The organism is Frigoribacterium sp. ACAM 257 (assembly GCF_007954365.1).
Lineage (GTDB): Bacteria > Actinomycetota > Actinomycetes > Actinomycetales > Microbacteriaceae > Frigoribacterium.
The window spans coordinates 238,223-251,962 of record NZ_VOLO01000001.1 but is presented as its reverse complement, the minus strand read 5'-3'; the positions used below and the strand labels follow the sequence as shown (position 1 = coordinate 251,962).

13 protein-coding genes and 3 tRNA genes are annotated in these 13,740 nt (G+C 73.6%); 4 read left to right on the top strand and 12 right to left on the bottom strand.

The window, feature by feature from the left end:
• Positions 1-357 precede the first annotated feature (357 nt).
• Genes ES689_RS01205 through ES689_RS01195 form a run of 3 tightly spaced genes read right to left on the bottom strand, consistent with a single transcriptional unit; the run spans position 358 to position 2,323 of the window.
• Positions 358-1,449, bottom strand: a complete 1,092-nt coding sequence (locus ES689_RS01205) for a UDP-N-acetylmuramate dehydrogenase (RefSeq protein ID WP_223269317.1) — start codon at positions 1,447-1,449, stop codon at positions 358-360.
• A complete protein-coding gene (locus ES689_RS15765) occupies positions 1,446-1,877 on the bottom strand; it encodes a MaoC/PaaZ C-terminal domain-containing protein (RefSeq protein ID WP_146899131.1) in 432 nt (143 codons plus the stop codon). Before ES689_RS15765 ends, ES689_RS01205 begins: the two co-directional genes overlap by 4 nt.
• Entirely contained in the window at positions 1,874-2,323 is a 450-nt protein-coding gene (locus tag ES689_RS01195) for a MaoC family dehydratase N-terminal domain-containing protein (RefSeq protein WP_133737874.1), read from the bottom strand. Before ES689_RS01195 ends, ES689_RS15765 begins: the two co-directional genes overlap by 4 nt.
• 172 nt (positions 2,324-2,495) lie before the next feature.
• On the opposite strand from ES689_RS01195, the gene ES689_RS15760 reads away from it, so the two are divergent.
• Together ES689_RS15760 and ES689_RS01185 are read left to right on the top strand one after the other, a co-directional pair.
• Positions 2,496-2,705 (top strand): DUF3072 domain-containing protein, encoded by a 210-nt coding sequence (locus ES689_RS15760; RefSeq protein ID WP_223269422.1) that lies wholly within the window; start codon positions 2,496-2,498, stop codon positions 2,703-2,705.
• A gap of 324 nt (positions 2,706-3,029) precedes the next feature.
• A complete protein-coding gene (locus ES689_RS01185) occupies positions 3,030-3,824 on the top strand; it encodes a UbiA family prenyltransferase (RefSeq protein WP_255515925.1) in 795 nt (264 codons plus the stop codon).
• A 36-nt stretch (positions 3,825-3,860) separates the two neighbouring features.
• Here the strand turns inward: ES689_RS01185 and ES689_RS01180 are convergent, their stop codons facing one another.
• From ES689_RS01180 to ES689_RS01160, 5 genes are all read right to left on the bottom strand, one after another.
• Positions 3,861-5,054: an NAD(P)/FAD-dependent oxidoreductase gene (locus tag ES689_RS01180; protein WP_191330113.1), complete on the bottom strand. Its 1,194-nt coding sequence runs from the start codon at positions 5,052-5,054 to the stop codon at positions 3,861-3,863.
• On the bottom strand, positions 5,051-5,815 hold the full coding sequence (locus ES689_RS01175; RefSeq protein ID WP_223269315.1) for a class I SAM-dependent methyltransferase: 765 nt from the start codon (positions 5,813-5,815) through the stop codon (positions 5,051-5,053). Before ES689_RS01175 ends, ES689_RS01180 begins: the two co-directional genes overlap by 4 nt.
• A 2-nt stretch (positions 5,816-5,817) precedes the next feature.
• A complete protein-coding gene (locus ES689_RS01170) occupies positions 5,818-7,035 on the bottom strand; it encodes a type III polyketide synthase (protein ID WP_146899125.1) in 1,218 nt (405 codons plus the stop codon).
• Positions 7,036-7,156: 121 nt separating this feature from the next.
• Positions 7,157-7,230, bottom strand: a tRNA-Met gene (locus ES689_RS01165).
• A 36-nt stretch (positions 7,231-7,266) separates the two neighbouring features.
• Positions 7,267-7,338: transfer RNA gene (locus tag ES689_RS01160), tRNA-Thr, on the bottom strand.
• A 122-nt stretch (positions 7,339-7,460) separates the two neighbouring features.
• Between ES689_RS01160 and ES689_RS01155 the strand changes: the two genes are divergently transcribed.
• Entirely contained in the window at positions 7,461-8,033 is a 573-nt protein-coding gene (locus ES689_RS01155; protein ID WP_146899123.1) for a 2'-5' RNA ligase family protein, read from the top strand.
• Between the two features lie 47 nt (positions 8,034-8,080).
• Here the strand turns inward: ES689_RS01155 and ES689_RS01150 are convergent, their stop codons facing one another.
• Positions 8,081-8,989: an aldo/keto reductase gene (locus ES689_RS01150; RefSeq protein WP_370512336.1), complete on the bottom strand. Its 909-nt coding sequence runs from the start codon at positions 8,987-8,989 to the stop codon at positions 8,081-8,083.
• Positions 8,990-9,124: 135 nt separating this feature from the next.
• Between ES689_RS01150 and ES689_RS01145 the strand changes: the two genes are divergently transcribed.
• Positions 9,125-10,879 (top strand): alpha-amylase family glycosyl hydrolase, encoded by a 1,755-nt coding sequence (locus tag ES689_RS01145; RefSeq protein ID WP_146899117.1) that lies wholly within the window; start codon positions 9,125-9,127, stop codon positions 10,877-10,879.
• A gap of 136 nt (positions 10,880-11,015) precedes the next feature.
• On the opposite strand, the gene ES689_RS01140 is transcribed toward ES689_RS01145, so the two are convergent.
• The 3 genes from ES689_RS01140 to ES689_RS01130 all read right to left on the bottom strand — a co-directional run bounded on the left by ES689_RS01140 (position 11,016) and on the right by ES689_RS01130 (position 13,449).
• On the bottom strand, positions 11,016-12,203 hold the full coding sequence (locus ES689_RS01140; protein WP_146899114.1) for a M23 family metallopeptidase: 1,188 nt from the start codon (positions 12,201-12,203) through the stop codon (positions 11,016-11,018).
• Between the two features lie 215 nt (positions 12,204-12,418).
• Complete coding sequence (locus ES689_RS01135; RefSeq protein ID WP_146899111.1) at positions 12,419-13,264, bottom strand: inositol monophosphatase family protein; 846 nt, start codon at positions 13,262-13,264, stop codon at positions 12,419-12,421.
• A 103-nt stretch (positions 13,265-13,367) separates the two neighbouring features.
• Positions 13,368-13,449 (bottom strand) — tRNA-Tyr (locus tag ES689_RS01130).
• Between the last annotated feature and the right edge of the window lie 291 nt (positions 13,450-13,740).

Sequence of the window (13,740 nt, the reverse complement as noted above, 5' to 3'; positions counted from 1 at the left end):
GCGCCCCGTAGCCAGTCGTCCATCGGACAGCGCTCCCGACGAGAGCTACTCCGGAGGAGGAGGCGGAAACACGTCGGTGAAGGCCTAGAGCACGATGACCGCGGGTCCGGTCAGCTGCGGCCGCAGGACGATCCCCTATCGGGCCCTCTTGCCGCCCGATGTCGCTCGTCGTGTGGGCGCCGGTGCGGTGCAGCTGCACCAGGTGCTTCTCCTGCGAGGTAGTCAACGTGGGCTTGCGGTCGCGGAGCTTGACGGCGGCCTTCGCGACGTCACGTGACCTCAAGCGATCCGAAGGAGCCCGAGCAGCTGTCCCGGTGAACGACCGCCCCACGGGCACCGCAGACGACCGACGTCGGGTCAGAGGTCGAGGCCCAGCAGCACCGGCTCAGGGCGCAGCAGGACGCCGAACTCGGCCAGCACCCGCTGCTGCACGAAGCGGGCGAGCTCGACCACGTCGCCGGCGGAGGCGCTGCCCCGGTTGGTCAGGGCCAGCGTGTGCTTCGTCGAGATCGCGGCTCCCGAGCCCGGCAGGCGGAAGCCGCGCGCGACGCCCGCCTGCTCGATCAGCCAGGCGGCGCTGAGCTTGACGGCCCCGCTCGTCGGCGGAGGCGGCGGTGCCGGAGCCTCGCCGAGCGGCACGACCTGATCTTCGGGCTCGGGGTCGATCGGCCAGCGCGGGGCGTCCGAGGGCAGCTCCGAGGCCGCCTGTCGGGACACCACCGGATTGGTGAAGAACGAGCCGCTCGACCACGTGTCGCGGTCGCCGGCGTCGAGCACCATGCCCTTGGAGGCGCGGAGGGCCAGCACGCTCGACCGCACGTCGGCGACCGAGACCCGGGCCCCGAGGTCGACGCCGAGGGCCCCGGCGAGCTGCGGGTACGAGACCTGCTCGCTCGCGCCTCCCCCGTCGCGGAGCGCGAACTCGACAGCGGTCACGACGCCTGCCCTGCCCTGCTTGAACACGCTCGTGCGGTAGCCGAGGCCGAGGTTCGCCGCGGGCACACGGACGAACTCGCCGGTGTCGGCGTCGAGGAAGTCGACCGACACGACCGTCGACGAGACCTCTTGCCCGTACGCGCCGATGTTCTGGATCGGGGAGGCGCCCGTCGAGCCGGGGATGCCGCTCAGCGCCTCGAGGCCGGACCAGCCCTCGTCGACCGTGAGGGCCACGAGGTCGTCCCACGGCTCGCCCGCGGCGACCCGGAGGCGGACCCGGTCGTCGACGTCGTCCAGCCGCTCGACGCCTCGCGTGCGCACGTGGACGACGGTGCCGTCGAACGGCTCGTCGGCGGCGACGGTGTTCGAGCCGCCGCCGAGGACGAACCAGGGCTCGTCGTCGGCCCACACGGCGCGCACGACCTCGATCAGCTCGTCCGTGCCGTCGACCGTGACGAACCGCCCGGGCTCGCCTCCGACGCGCATCGTCGTCAGCTCGGAGAAGGAGGTCACGCCAGGGTCACCACGACCTGGGCCTTGCCCAGCACGGTCTTGTCGTCGACCGTCACGGTGAGGTCGACCCGGGCCGTGCCGGCCTCGTCGTCGAGCGCCGCGACCTTCGCGGTCACCGACAGCTCGGCACCCTCGGCCGGGTGCACGACCACCGGGCGCGTGAAGCGGACCTGGTAGTCCGAGATCCATCCGATCACACCGGCGTCGTCGCCCGAGCCGTCGAGCCACTCGACGACGGGCTGCACCGCCGTGCCCATGGTCAGCATGCCGTGGGCGAGCACGCCCGGCAGGCCGACCGACTCCGCGACGTCGTCGCGGTAGTGGATCGGGTTGAAGTCGCCGGAGGCGCCGGCGTAGCGGACGAGCGAGTCACGTGTCAGCGGGTACGTCTTGTGGGCCACGACCTGGCCCACCTCGAGGGCGCTCACGCGTCGTCCCCCCGCACCACGAGGGTGGACACCGCGGTGACGACGTGCGCCCCGGCCTGGTCGACCATGTCGGAGGAGGCGGTCACCATCGAGTTGCCGCCGAGGGACTTGACGCTGGTCACCGTCAGCGTGGCCGTGAGCTCGTCGCCCGCCACCACCGGCCGGCTGTAGCGGAAGCGCTGCTCGCCGTGCACCACCCGGGAGAAGTCGATGCCCGCGTCGGGCTCGGCGAGGAGCTGCGCGAGGGTCGCCTCCTGCACGACGACGGGGAAGGTCGGCGGGGCGACGACGTCGGCGTGGCCCGCGGCACGCGCGGCCTCGGGGTCGAGCGACAGGGCGCTGGTCGAGCCGGTGGCGCGGGCGAACTCGCGCACCTTCTCCCGGCCGACGAGGTAGGCGGGGGCCGGCGGGAGGACCCGCCCTTGCAGATCGGGGTTCACAGGCACGGCGTCGAGTCTAACCGGGGCCGATGTCGGGGGCGCGGCGTACGTTCTCCCCATGAGCGACTCGAACATCGACCCTGACATCACGCCCGTCGACCCCGCAGCACCCGAGGGCGGCGGAGCACCTGCCTCCGGCGCCGACGCTGGCAGCGCCGACGAAGGCAGCGGCGAGACCCTGGGCGGCGAACGTCCCGACCCCTCCACCACCGCCTCCAAAGACCCTGAGGACTGGGTCACCGGCGACGAGCCGATGACCGGCCCGCAGAAGAGCTACCTCGACACGCTCGCCCGCGAGGCAGGCGAAGAGCTGCCCGCCGACCTCAGCAAGGCCAAGGCGAGCGAGCACATCGACCGCCTCCAGGAGAAGACCGGTCGCGGCCAGTAGCCGAGTCTGCTCGATGGCTCTACCGCTGCGAGGGCTCGCGTCGTACACTTCCCCCACGTCTGGGATGGTAACTCGACGCGAGCCCTCGATCGACGGCCCGGGACAGGTCCTGATCCATCTGTCCCTTCACGGGTCCCGAGCGGCTGACGGGCACGTCCGGGTCTCCCCCGGCCCGGACGTGCTCACTCGTTCTCCCCCTCGACCCACTTCTCGGGCCTCCCCCCGCGTGCGCTCTCGTCTCCGCAGGTCGTACGCGTGACGGCCTCGCGCGTCTCCACGATCGCGGCCTTGGCCCGGTCCACGCACCCCGGCCCTACCGTCGCGGTGACGGTGCTCTCGGTCGTCCTCGCGACGGCGGTCGGCCTCGGGGTCGGTCGCACCCTGCTTCTCGGCGCCGCCGTGCTGGCCGGCCAGCTGTCGATCGGGCTCTCCAACGACCTCGTCGACGCGGCACGCGATCGTCAGGTCGGGCGCCGCGACAAGCCCCTCGCCCTCGGCCTCGTCTCGACGGCCGCCGCGGTCGTCGCTGTCAGCGTCGTCACCGTCCTCGCGATCGGCCTGACCTTCGTCCTCGGCTGGGCCGCCGGCATCGCCCACCTCGTCTTCCTCGCCGCCGGCTGGGCCTACAACCTCGGGCTCAAGCGCACGGCCTGGTCGGCCGTGCCGTTCCTCCTCGGCTTCGGGGCCCTGCCCGCCGTGGTCACCCTCGCCGACGCGCCGCCGGCTGCACCTGCGGCCTGGGCCCTGGTCGTGGGCGCGGCCTTCGGCGTCGCGATCCACTTCACCAACGTGCTGCCCGACCTCGAGGACGACGCCCGGACCGGCGTCGTCGGGCTCCCCCACCGCCTCGGACGCCTGCGCGCGGGGCTCGTGGCCTTCGCCGCCCTGGGGACGGCGGCGGTCGTGACGGCCGGTGGGCTCCTCCTCGACGGGTCCCTGACGCCCGTCCGCACGGGCGCGGGTCTCGTCGGGGCGGCAGCCGCCCTCGTGCTGTCCGTCGTCGGGGCGAGGCTCGTGCGTCGGGGCGCGGCCACGCGAGGGCTGTTCCGGCTGGTCATCGCCGCTGCACTCGTGCTCGTCGTGTCGCTCGCCCTCGCGGGCACGGCCCTCGTCGCCTGATCTGCACGGACCTACCTGGCGGGCGAGGTGTGTCGGTCAGACGAAGCGCATCGAGTAGAGCGAGGCGAGGAGGCGGCGGGTCGGCAGGTGGAGGGCCGCCGACAGGCCGACCTGCCGAGCTGCACCGACGACGGTCCCGACGGGACGGCCGAGGGCCATGTTGATCTCCGCCTGGCGCGCCGAGCGGACGACCGACCGGCGACGCGCCTCCTCGTAGGCCCGGAAGGCGGCCGGGTCGAGGCGTCGGCCTCCTGCGGCGCGGAGCGCCCGGGCGAGGACGGGTGCGACGGCGGCCGCGTCCAGCCAGCCGAGGTTCATCCCCTGGCCGCCGATCGGGCTGATCTCGTGGGCGGCGTCGCCGATCAGGACGACCCGTCCGGCGACGGTGCGCCGGGCCAGCCGCCGCTGCACGCCGAACGCACTCGTCATGGTCGCCGTGCCGGGGTCGAGGTCGAGGCCGGTGCGCTCGGCGACGAGGCTCGCGACCAGCTCGGCGTCGGGTGCGGCGTCGCGATCCTGCACCACGCCGACGTCGCCGTCGTCGTCGCCGTCCGCGTCGAGCAGGACCACGAAGCGGCGCACCCCGCCCGGCAGGGGGAACGACTCGACGACGCCCCGACGCTCCAGGTGCACCACGGCGTCGGCGCCGAGACCGGTGTCGTCCGCGACGTCGCACATCACGTAGCGATCGGGGTAGCGCCTCAGGGGCGCGTCGATCCCGAGGGCGCCGCGCAGCGAGCTGCGCGCACCGTCGGCCGCGATGACGAAGCGGGCTGCCGCCTCCACCGTCCGCCCCTCGGCCGTCCCGTGGAGCAGGACGCGTTCGGGCTCCTGCTCGAGGGCGTCCAGCGAGACGCCCCGCCGCAGCGAGCCCGGTGCGAGCGACTCGAGCCGCTGGCGCAGCAGCTGCTCGGTGCGGTGCTGCGGCAGGGCGGCGACGAACGGCCAGCGGGGATGTGCCCGGTCGAAGTCGACCGTGCCGAGGGTGCGCCCGCCGCTGCGCGCGACGCCGCGACGCACGGGCACCGCATCGGCGACGAGCGGCTTGGCCGCGCCGACCCGGTCGAGCACGTCCAGGGACGGCGGGTGCACGCCGATGGCGCGGGACAGGCTCGGCTCCTCGGCGCGACGCTCCCAGACGGGGACGTCGAGGCCACGAGCGGCGAGCAGGGCGGCGGCCAGCACGCCGACCGGCCCCCCGCCGACGACGACGACGTCGTGCGTGATCACGAGCGCGGCCCAGGGTCCGCGGCGCCCGCGGCGAGGTCGAGCACGGCCCAGACGCGGAAGGGCGGCCGGCGGACCGCCGTCCAGCCGACGGGCAGCTCGCGGGCCAGCTCCGCGTCGGTCCAGCTGCGGCGGATCGAGCGCAGCCCGTCCACCCGGACGAAGGAGGTGCGCGCCAGCGGCAGCGTCCCGACCCAGTACCCGGCGTAGGCGGCCCGCGACCGCCGGATGTCGCTGTGCAGCACGAGCCGCCGGGCGAGCGCGCGGCTGTCGGACAGGACTGCAGCCCTGGACGAGTCGTCGAGGTGGTGCAGCACGTGGTTCGAGACGACGACGTCGAACTGCTCGCCCGCGTCGACGAGGTCGCCGCTCGACGCGCACCGGTGGACGACGCCGACGGCTGGTCGGGCGCTCGCGAAGTCGTGGGCCCGACGGTCGGGGTCGACGGCCGTCACCGCCAGGCGCAGCCCGTCGCGGCGGGCCCACCGGGCGAGCGACCGCGCGAGGTCCCCGCCGCCCGATCCGAGGTCGAGCAGGGTCGTCGACCGATCCGCGGACAGGAGCGGACGGATCCTCTCGCGGTACGCCCGCCGCCAGCCGGCGACGAGGCCGTTGACGACGGGGAAGACGGCGTAGGTGCGCCTCAGCTGGCCGAGGTCGCAGTCGGGGTCGTCCATCAGCTCGCGGAGCCCGACCTCGCGCCTCGCCACGTCGACGACGGGACCACGCGGGTCCCGCGACGGCTGCACCTCGGAGAGGACCACGCTCAGGCGCCGACCCGGCGGGTGAGCAGCGCGCTCTCGACGGTGAGGCCCGGCCCGAAGGCCATCGCGCAGACCCGCCGTGCGGCCGAGGTGACGGGCGCGTCGTCCGCGCCCTCGCCTCCTCGACCCTCGACCCTGCGGCCCTCGAGGTGCTCCCGGAGGATGAACAGCACCGTCGCGCTCGACATGTTGCCGTAGTCGCGCAGCACCCTGCGCGACGGCGCCAGCTGCGCCTCGCTGAGGCCGACCTGCGACTCGACCCGGTCGAGGATGCTGCGGCCCCCCGGGTGCACGGCCCAGTCGTCGACGTCCGCGACGGTGACGCCGCCGGCTTCGAGCAGCGGTGCCAGCGCGGAGTCGACGTGCTCCTCGACGATGTGCGGCACGTAGCTGCTCAGCACCATGTCGAAGCCCTGGTCGCCGATGCTCCAGGCCATGTCGTCCGCGCCGACGGGCGTGAGCACGGTCTCGAGCACGTCGAGGTCGAGCACCGGCGACCTGCTCGCGGCTGGTCGCGACGACACGACGGCGGCGGCGGCACCGTCCGCGAAGACGGAGGAGGCGACGATCGCGTCGGGGTCGTCCGAGCTCCGCAGGTGCAGGGTGCAGAGCTCGGCGCAGACGACGAGCACGACCGCGTCGGGCTCGGCCAGGCAGGTGTCGCGGGCGGCCCGCAAGGCGGGGAAGGCGCCGTAGCAGCCCATGAAGCCGATGTGCAGGCGGCGGGTCGAGGGCGCGAGCCCGAGGCGGCGCACGAGCAGGTAGTCGGGCCCGGGCGCGAAGAAGCCGGTGCACGACACGGTGACGACGTGGGTGACGTCTGCTGCGGTGATCCCCGGGGCGCCGGCCAGCGCCTCCTCGGCCGCCCGGACGAAGAGGTCGGGGCTGCGCTGGACGTAGACGTCGTTGCGGGCCCCGGTGCCGGGGCGGAGGATCCGGCCCCCGGCCCGGTCGAAGAACACCGGGATGGGTGCGGAGTCGGCGCCCCCGGGCTGCTCGGCGCCCTCGCGCGTCTGTCCGGCGTGCTCGGTCTGCTCGGACCCCAGCTCGTCGATCACCGTGTGGCGGGTGGCGATCTGGGCGCCGTCGAACACCGCCCCGATCAGGCGGGGGGCGAGGCGGCCGAGCCCCGGCTGGCTGCGGAACACGTCACGGATGTGGTCCTGCCCGATGATCGTCGACGGGACGGCGGTGCCGATGCTGTGGATGCTCGGGGACATCCCCTGAGCGTATGCGACGGCCGGGTCGCCGCGATCAGGAAGGGCCGCGTCGGCGAGCAGCGGAACCGCTCCAGGAAACACAGTGGCCCCGCTCGTGCTGTGCACGATCAGGGCCTTGCGGTAGCGAGGGCGGGACTCGAACCCGCGACACCACGATTATGAGCCGTGTGCTCTAACCAACTGAGCTACCCCGCCGCAAGCTGTCTGCACGGTGTGACCGTGACCAGCCGGAGCCCCGAGTCAGGTTTGAACTGACGACCCCTTCCTTACCATGGAAGTGCTCTACCACTGAGCTATCGGGGCGTGACCGCTTTCAGTCGACCCCAGGAGGGCGACTGCCGTTCGGCACCAGACAAGGTTAGCAGAGCCGAGACCGCTCTGAGGACACCCCGCCCGCGCCTCCTCGACGAGGGCATCATCGACGGGTGCACAGCATCGAACTCCTGCTCGACGGCCCGGCCGACGCCCGGATACGTGCCCAGTGGGCCGCGCTGTCCGATGCCGGGCTGCCCTCGCAGGCCGACCACGCGAGCAGCTCGAACGCCCCTCACGTGACGCTGCTGGCACGGCGCAGCATCGACGGCAGGACCGACCAGGCGCTGGCCGCGCTGCTCGACCGGCTGCTGCCGCTGCCGATCGAGCTGGGGGCGCCGCTGGTCTTCGGACGCGGTCGAGGGCACGTGCTCGTGCGCTCGGTCGTCGCCACGCGCGCTCTCCTCGAGCTGCACGCCGAGGTGCACGCGATCGTGGGCGGCGACGACGACGTGCCGCACTCCTCTCCGGGGCTCTGGGTGCCCCACGTCACCCTGGCGAGCCGGCTCGACGCCGAGTCCGTGGGCCAGGCCCTCACCGCCGTCGAGGCGTTCGAGGACGAGGAGGCGCGTGGGGCCCCCGAGGACGCGGGCGCCAAGGCCACGGGCACGGTCACGGTCACGGGCCTCGTCGCGGGTCGGCGCTGGGACCCGGGCGCCCGGACGATCGTCGTCCTCGGCCGCTGACGCCCCGCCTCCCGGGGAGCCCGCTCGGCCCGCCGGGGAGGCGCCGCCTAGGTCGGCTGCGGTGCGGACGCCGCGTCGAGGGCCGCCAGGTCGCGCGCGTCGAGCTCGACCGACGCCGCTCCCAGCAGGTCGTCCAGCTGCTCGACGGTGCGAGCGCTGGCCAGTGCCCCCACGACACCTGGCCTCGATGCCAGCCAGGCCACGGCGACGGCTGCGGGCGCGACCTCGTGCCGCTCGGCGACCTCGGCCACGACCTCGACCACCCCGAGGGCCTGTGGGGTGGCGTAGCTCGCCGCCCGCCCTTCGCGCGGCGACGACCGCGGGGCGTCTCCGCCCCGGTACTTGCCCGTGAGCAGGCCGCTGGCGAGCGACGAGTGCGGGAGGAGGGCGAGGCCGAAGTGGTCGACGACCGGGGCGGTCTCGGTCTCGTACTCGCCCCTCCTCACCAGGTTGTAGGGGTGCTGCACGACGGAGAACGGGTGCAGGCCGTCGCTGTCGGCGATGGCGAGGGCCTGGCGCAGGCGGGCGGCCGAGTAGTTGGAGGCCCCGGCGAAGCGGATCTTGCCCTCGTCGACCAGCTCGCTCAGGGCCGTCACGGTCTCGCGGAGCGGCGTCTCGTCGTCGTCGAAGTGCGCCGAGTACAGGTCGATGCGATCGGTGCGGAGACGGGTGAGCGAGGCCTCGACGGCGGCGCGGATGCTCGCCCTGGACAGGCCGGGCGCGGCCGGGTGCTGACCGCACTTCGTGCTCACGAGGACACGGTCGCGGTTGCCGGGGCGGGCGAGCCACCGCCCGATGATCGCCTCGGACTCGCCGCCCGAGTTGCCCGGGAGCCAGGCCGAGTACACGTCGGCCGTGTCGACGACGCGACCCCCGTCGCCGACGAACAGGTCGAGCAGCTCGAGCGCCGTCGGGGCGCCGACCGTCCAGCCGAAGACGTTCGTGCCGAGGGCCAGGGGGAACGGGCGGGGGTCGTCGGACCAGTCGCCGTTCGCGAGGTCGCTGAAGGAGTCCAGGGGTCCGCCGATCCGTGTCGTGGGAGTCCCACGCTACCGGGCGGACGGGCCCCGCAGCTGCCGTATCGTGGCGGGATGTCCTCACACGAGACCACGGGCGACACGCTCGACTCCCCCTCCGAGACCGACACCACGACCGTCGCCGACATCGAGTCGGCCCCGTCGTCCGGCGCCGAGCGCGGCGGCGAGTGGTGGCGAACGGCCGTCATCTACCAGGTCTACCCGCGCTCGTTCGCCGACGCGGACGGCGACGGCGTCGGCGACCTGCCCGGCATCACCTCGCGGCTCGACGCCCTCGCCGACCTCGGCGTCGACGCCGTCTGGCTGTCGCCCTTCTACACGTCGCCCCAGCACGACGCCGGCTACGACGTCGCCGACTACGTCGACGTCGACCCGCTCTTCGGCACGCTCGACGACTTCGACGCGCTGCGCGCCCGCGCGACCGAGCTCGGCCTCCGCCTGATCGTCGACCTCGTGCCCAACCACACGTCCTCCGAGCACGCCTGGTTCCGCGCCGCCGTGGCCGCGGCCCCCGGCTCGGCCGAGCGGGCGCGGTACATGTTCCGCGACGGCACGGGGCCCGACGGCGACCTGCCGCCGAACAACTGGCAGTCCGTCTTCGGCGGACCGGCCTGGACGCGCCTCGTCGAGCCCGACGGCCGACCCGGCCAGTGGTACCTGCACCTGTTCGACACCTCGCAGCCCGACCTCGACTGGACCAACCCGCTCGTCCGCTCCGACTTCGTCGACGTGCTGCGCTTCTGGCTCGACCGCGGCGTCGACGGGTTCCGCGTCGACGTCGCCCACGGCATGATCAAGGCCGCCGGGCTGCCCGACTACACCCCGCCCGCCGACGCCGGCAGCATGGGCGGCGGCGAGGGCGCCGACGCCACCCCGCCCTACTGGGCCCAGGACGGCGTGCACGAGATCTACCGCGAGTGGCACCAGGTGCTGGCCGAGTACCCGGGCGACCGCGTCATGGTGGCGGAGGCGTGGGTCGAGCCCCTGTCGAAGCTCGCGAAGTGGGTGCGCCCCGACGAGATGCAGCAGGCGTTCAACTTCGCCTACCTCGAGACGGGCTGGTCCGCGACCGCGATCCGCCGCGTCGTCGACCAGTCGATCGAGACGTTCTCGAGCGTCGGCGCACCCAGCACCTGGGTCCTCAGCAACCACGACGTCGTGCGCCACGCGAGCCGTCTCGCCCTCACGGCCGAGAACCCGCAGGGCCACGGCATCGGCCCGAGGAGCGCCGGCCTGCCGATCCCCGAGCTCGGCCTCGCCCGTGCCCGGGCGGCCTCGGCCGTGATGCTCGCGCTGCCCGGCAGCGCCTACCTCTACCAGGGTGAGGAGCTGGGACTGCCGGAGGCGGTCCAGCTGCCCGACGAGAGCCGCCAGGACCCGACGTGGTTCCGCACCGACGGCGAGCGCTACGGGCGCGACGGCTGCCGCGTGCCCATCCCGTGGGAATCGGGGGCGCCGGCCTTCGGGTTCAGCGCGACCGGCGCCTCCTGGCTGCCGCAGCCCGACGACTGGTCGACCTACGCCCGGGACGAGCAGCAGGGCGTGGCGGGCTCGACGCTCGAGCTGTACCGATCGGCCCTCGCCCTGCGCGCCGAGCACGAGCTCGGCGCCGCCCACCTCGTGTGGGTCGACGGCTACGACGAGAGCGTGGTCGCCTTCCGCAGCGGCGGCGTCACCGTGCTCGCCAACACGGGCGACGTGGCCGTCGAGCTGCCGGTCGGCGACGTGCTGTTGTCGACCATGGTGCTGGACGGTCCTGCGCTGCCCCCGAACGCCGCCGTGTGGCTCGCCTCGGTCGACGCGAGCTGAGCGCCGGCCCCCGGCCCCCACGCACGACGAAGCCCCCGACCGTGGTCGGGGGCTTCGTCGTCTCGGGAGGCACGCACTGAGGCGTACCGGGGGCACGCACCGACCTGCTCAGGCCGACGGGCGCCTCCGACGAGTGTCAGTTCGTGTTGGCGGTGAGCCACGGGTACGGGTCGACCGGGACGCCGCCGAGGTGGATCTCGAAGTGCAGGTGCGCGCCGGTGCTGTTGCCGGTGCTGCCGACCTTGCCGACGAGCTGCCCCACCGTGACGGTCTGGCCGACGGAGACCTGGACGGATCCGGTCTGCATGTGCGAGTAGGTCGAGACGACCTTCTGGCCGTTGATGACGTGCTCGATCTCGACGTGGTTCCCGAAGGCGCCGCCCGGGCCGGTGACCGCGCTGACCGTGCCGTCGGCGATGGCCTGGATGGGCGAGCCAGCGCCGGGCACGAAGTCGAGGCCGTTGTGGAACGTGCTGCAGAAGCCGCAGTTCGAGACGTGACGGGCGCCGAAGCCGCTGCTGATCGGCACGCCGGTCGCGAACGGCCACTGGACGGTGCCGGCCACGTCGTTGGAGAACGTGCTGGAGCTCGTCGAGGCGTACTCGCTGACGGGCGCGACCTTCATCTCGGTGACGGAGTACCCGTCACGCGAGGCGGCGTCCTCCGCGGTGGCACCGGCCACGAACGACTGGCTGGCCGCCGCCTTCTTCGCGACCGTGCGCTCGTCGGTGTCGACGAAGAACGCGTTCGCGGGGACGGAGGTGGAGACGAGCATCGCACCCGCGAAGACCATGGCGCCGACGACGGTGACGCGCTTGCCGGCGCTGCGGAACGCGCTGCGCTGGCGACCGGCCGACGCGGCCGCAGGAGCGACAGCCCTGGAGGCGACGCGGGCCGTGGCCACAGGTGCGGGGGCGACGCTGCGGCGAGGAGCGCGGGGCGCAGGGCCACCGGCACGAGGAGAGGACGACGCCCCCGTGACGGCGGGGCGTCGACCGCGGCGACGAGCGGCCTCGGCCTCGGCGGCGCGGCGCTCGGCGCGCGTGGCGTGGGCCGGCGCGGAGGCGAGGGACGCCTCGGAGGCGGACGAGGAGACGGGGGCCGTCTCGACGACGATCGGTGCAGCGGCGGCGACAGGGACGGACGGAGCGGCGACGACGGGTGCGGCGGCGGCCTCGGCACGGCGCTCGGCCTCTCGGGCCTCGCGACGCGTCAGGAACACCTGCGGCGCCGGGGCTCCGTGCGCATCATCCCGCTGATCGACGGGTGCACGACGCGACTGCTGGTCGCCTTCGGGCTCGGCGATGGGGTGGGACTTCGACACGTGTGATGGATCCTCGGGGTTCGGGCGGGAGAGGGCTCATCGGCTCTCGAGGTCTGCATCGAGACGACTCCGGACGAAGGTCACGGAGAAGTAACGAACTCGTCAAGGGTAGCCGTTCGTTCACCAGATGGCTACCCGCCTTCGGGTGTCACGCCCTCGCCTGCGGTCGAGGACGCGCACGAATGCCTGGTCAGGGCAGGTATCCCGAGCTGAGGTCAGAACTGGGAGTCCTCGAGGAGGACATCGGCCTCTCGAGCGACGGTCGGCGCGGAGGCCACCACCAGCTGGCCGTTCGGCGCCTGCCCTGCCTCGCCGCGCACCACGGCACCCGCCTCCTGCGCGACGAGGACGCCGGCGGCGTGGTCCCAGGGCTTGAGGCCGCGCTCGGCGTACACGTCTAGACGGCCCGCCGCGACGGCGCAGAGGTCGAGGGAGGCGGCGCCCAGGCGACGGACGTCGCGCACGCGGCCGATCAGGCGAGCGACCACGGCAGCCTGCTCGACCCTCCGGTCGGCGTCGTACGAGAACCCCGTCGCGAACAAGGACTCCGCGAGAGAGGCCGGGGCGGACGGCGCGAGACGGTCCTCGCCCAGCCAGGCGCCGCCTCCTCGGCTGGCCGTGTACACCTCGCCCGAGAGCGGGTTCACGACGCAGGCGGCGAGAGCCGTCCACGTGAGCGGGTCGGGACCGCCCTCGATGACGGCGACGCTCACCGCCCACTGCGGGATCCCGTAGAGGAAGTTGACGGTGCCGTCGATCGGGTCGACGACCCAGGTGAGGCCGGTGACGGAGTCGTCGGGGTCGCCCTCCTCGCCGAGGAAGCCGTCGCCGGGACGGAGCTCGGCGAGACGGCTGCGGAGGAAGTCCTCGACCTCGCGGTCCGTGTGCGTCACCACGTCCACGAGGCTGCTCTTCGTGTCGGCGACCTCGACCCCCTCGGCACGCCTGCGCGCGGCGAGCCGAGCAGCGGCCGTCGTCACGTCGACGGCGAGGGCCAGGAGTTCGGCGACGTCCGCGGTGCTGGTGCCGGTGCTCGGGCTGGTGCTGGTGCTGTCGTCCATGGAGGTCTCCTCGGGTGCGCGCTCGATCTGCCCCCGATACGACGAACGGACCCGATCTCTCGAGTCCGTCGTGGTGCCTCGTGCCTGTGAGGCAGGAGGACTGTGGCAAGTGAGGGATTCGAACCCCCGAAGGCTACGCCAGCTGATTTACAGTCAGATCCCTTTGGCCGCTTGGGTAACTTGCCATGCACGCCCGGCCCATGTAATCACCGACCGGAGGCGCCAGACAAATATACAGCCTCCGGCGGGTCCCGCTGACCACCCCGCCCCTCCTCCCTGCCCCCGGTCCGCACATGCCGACCGCGGGCCCTCTGAGAACGGGATTTCCCGTCATGCACGAGCCCGTCGACCAGGCCGGCGCGGTGGCGGCCATCTCGCGCCTTCTCACACGAGGACGCCCGCAGAACCCGACCGGAGGAGCCAGAAATGTGGCAGATCCGGTCACGTGAACGCGCTTCGGCCGCCTGCGGTCGGCA

Excerpts from the sequence above, each read along its gene's own strand:
- ES689_RS01170 (WP_146899125.1), bottom strand. The coding sequence starts at position 7,035 with ATGTCCCCGAGCATCCACAGCATCGGCACCGCCGTCCCGTCGACGATC.
- ES689_RS01145 (WP_146899117.1), top strand. The coding sequence starts at position 9,125 with ATGTCCTCACACGAGACCACGGGCGACACGCTCGACTCCCCCTCCGAG.
- ES689_RS01135 (WP_146899111.1), bottom strand. The coding sequence starts at position 13,264 with ATGGACGACAGCACCAGCACCAGCCCGAGCACCGGCACCAGCACCGCG.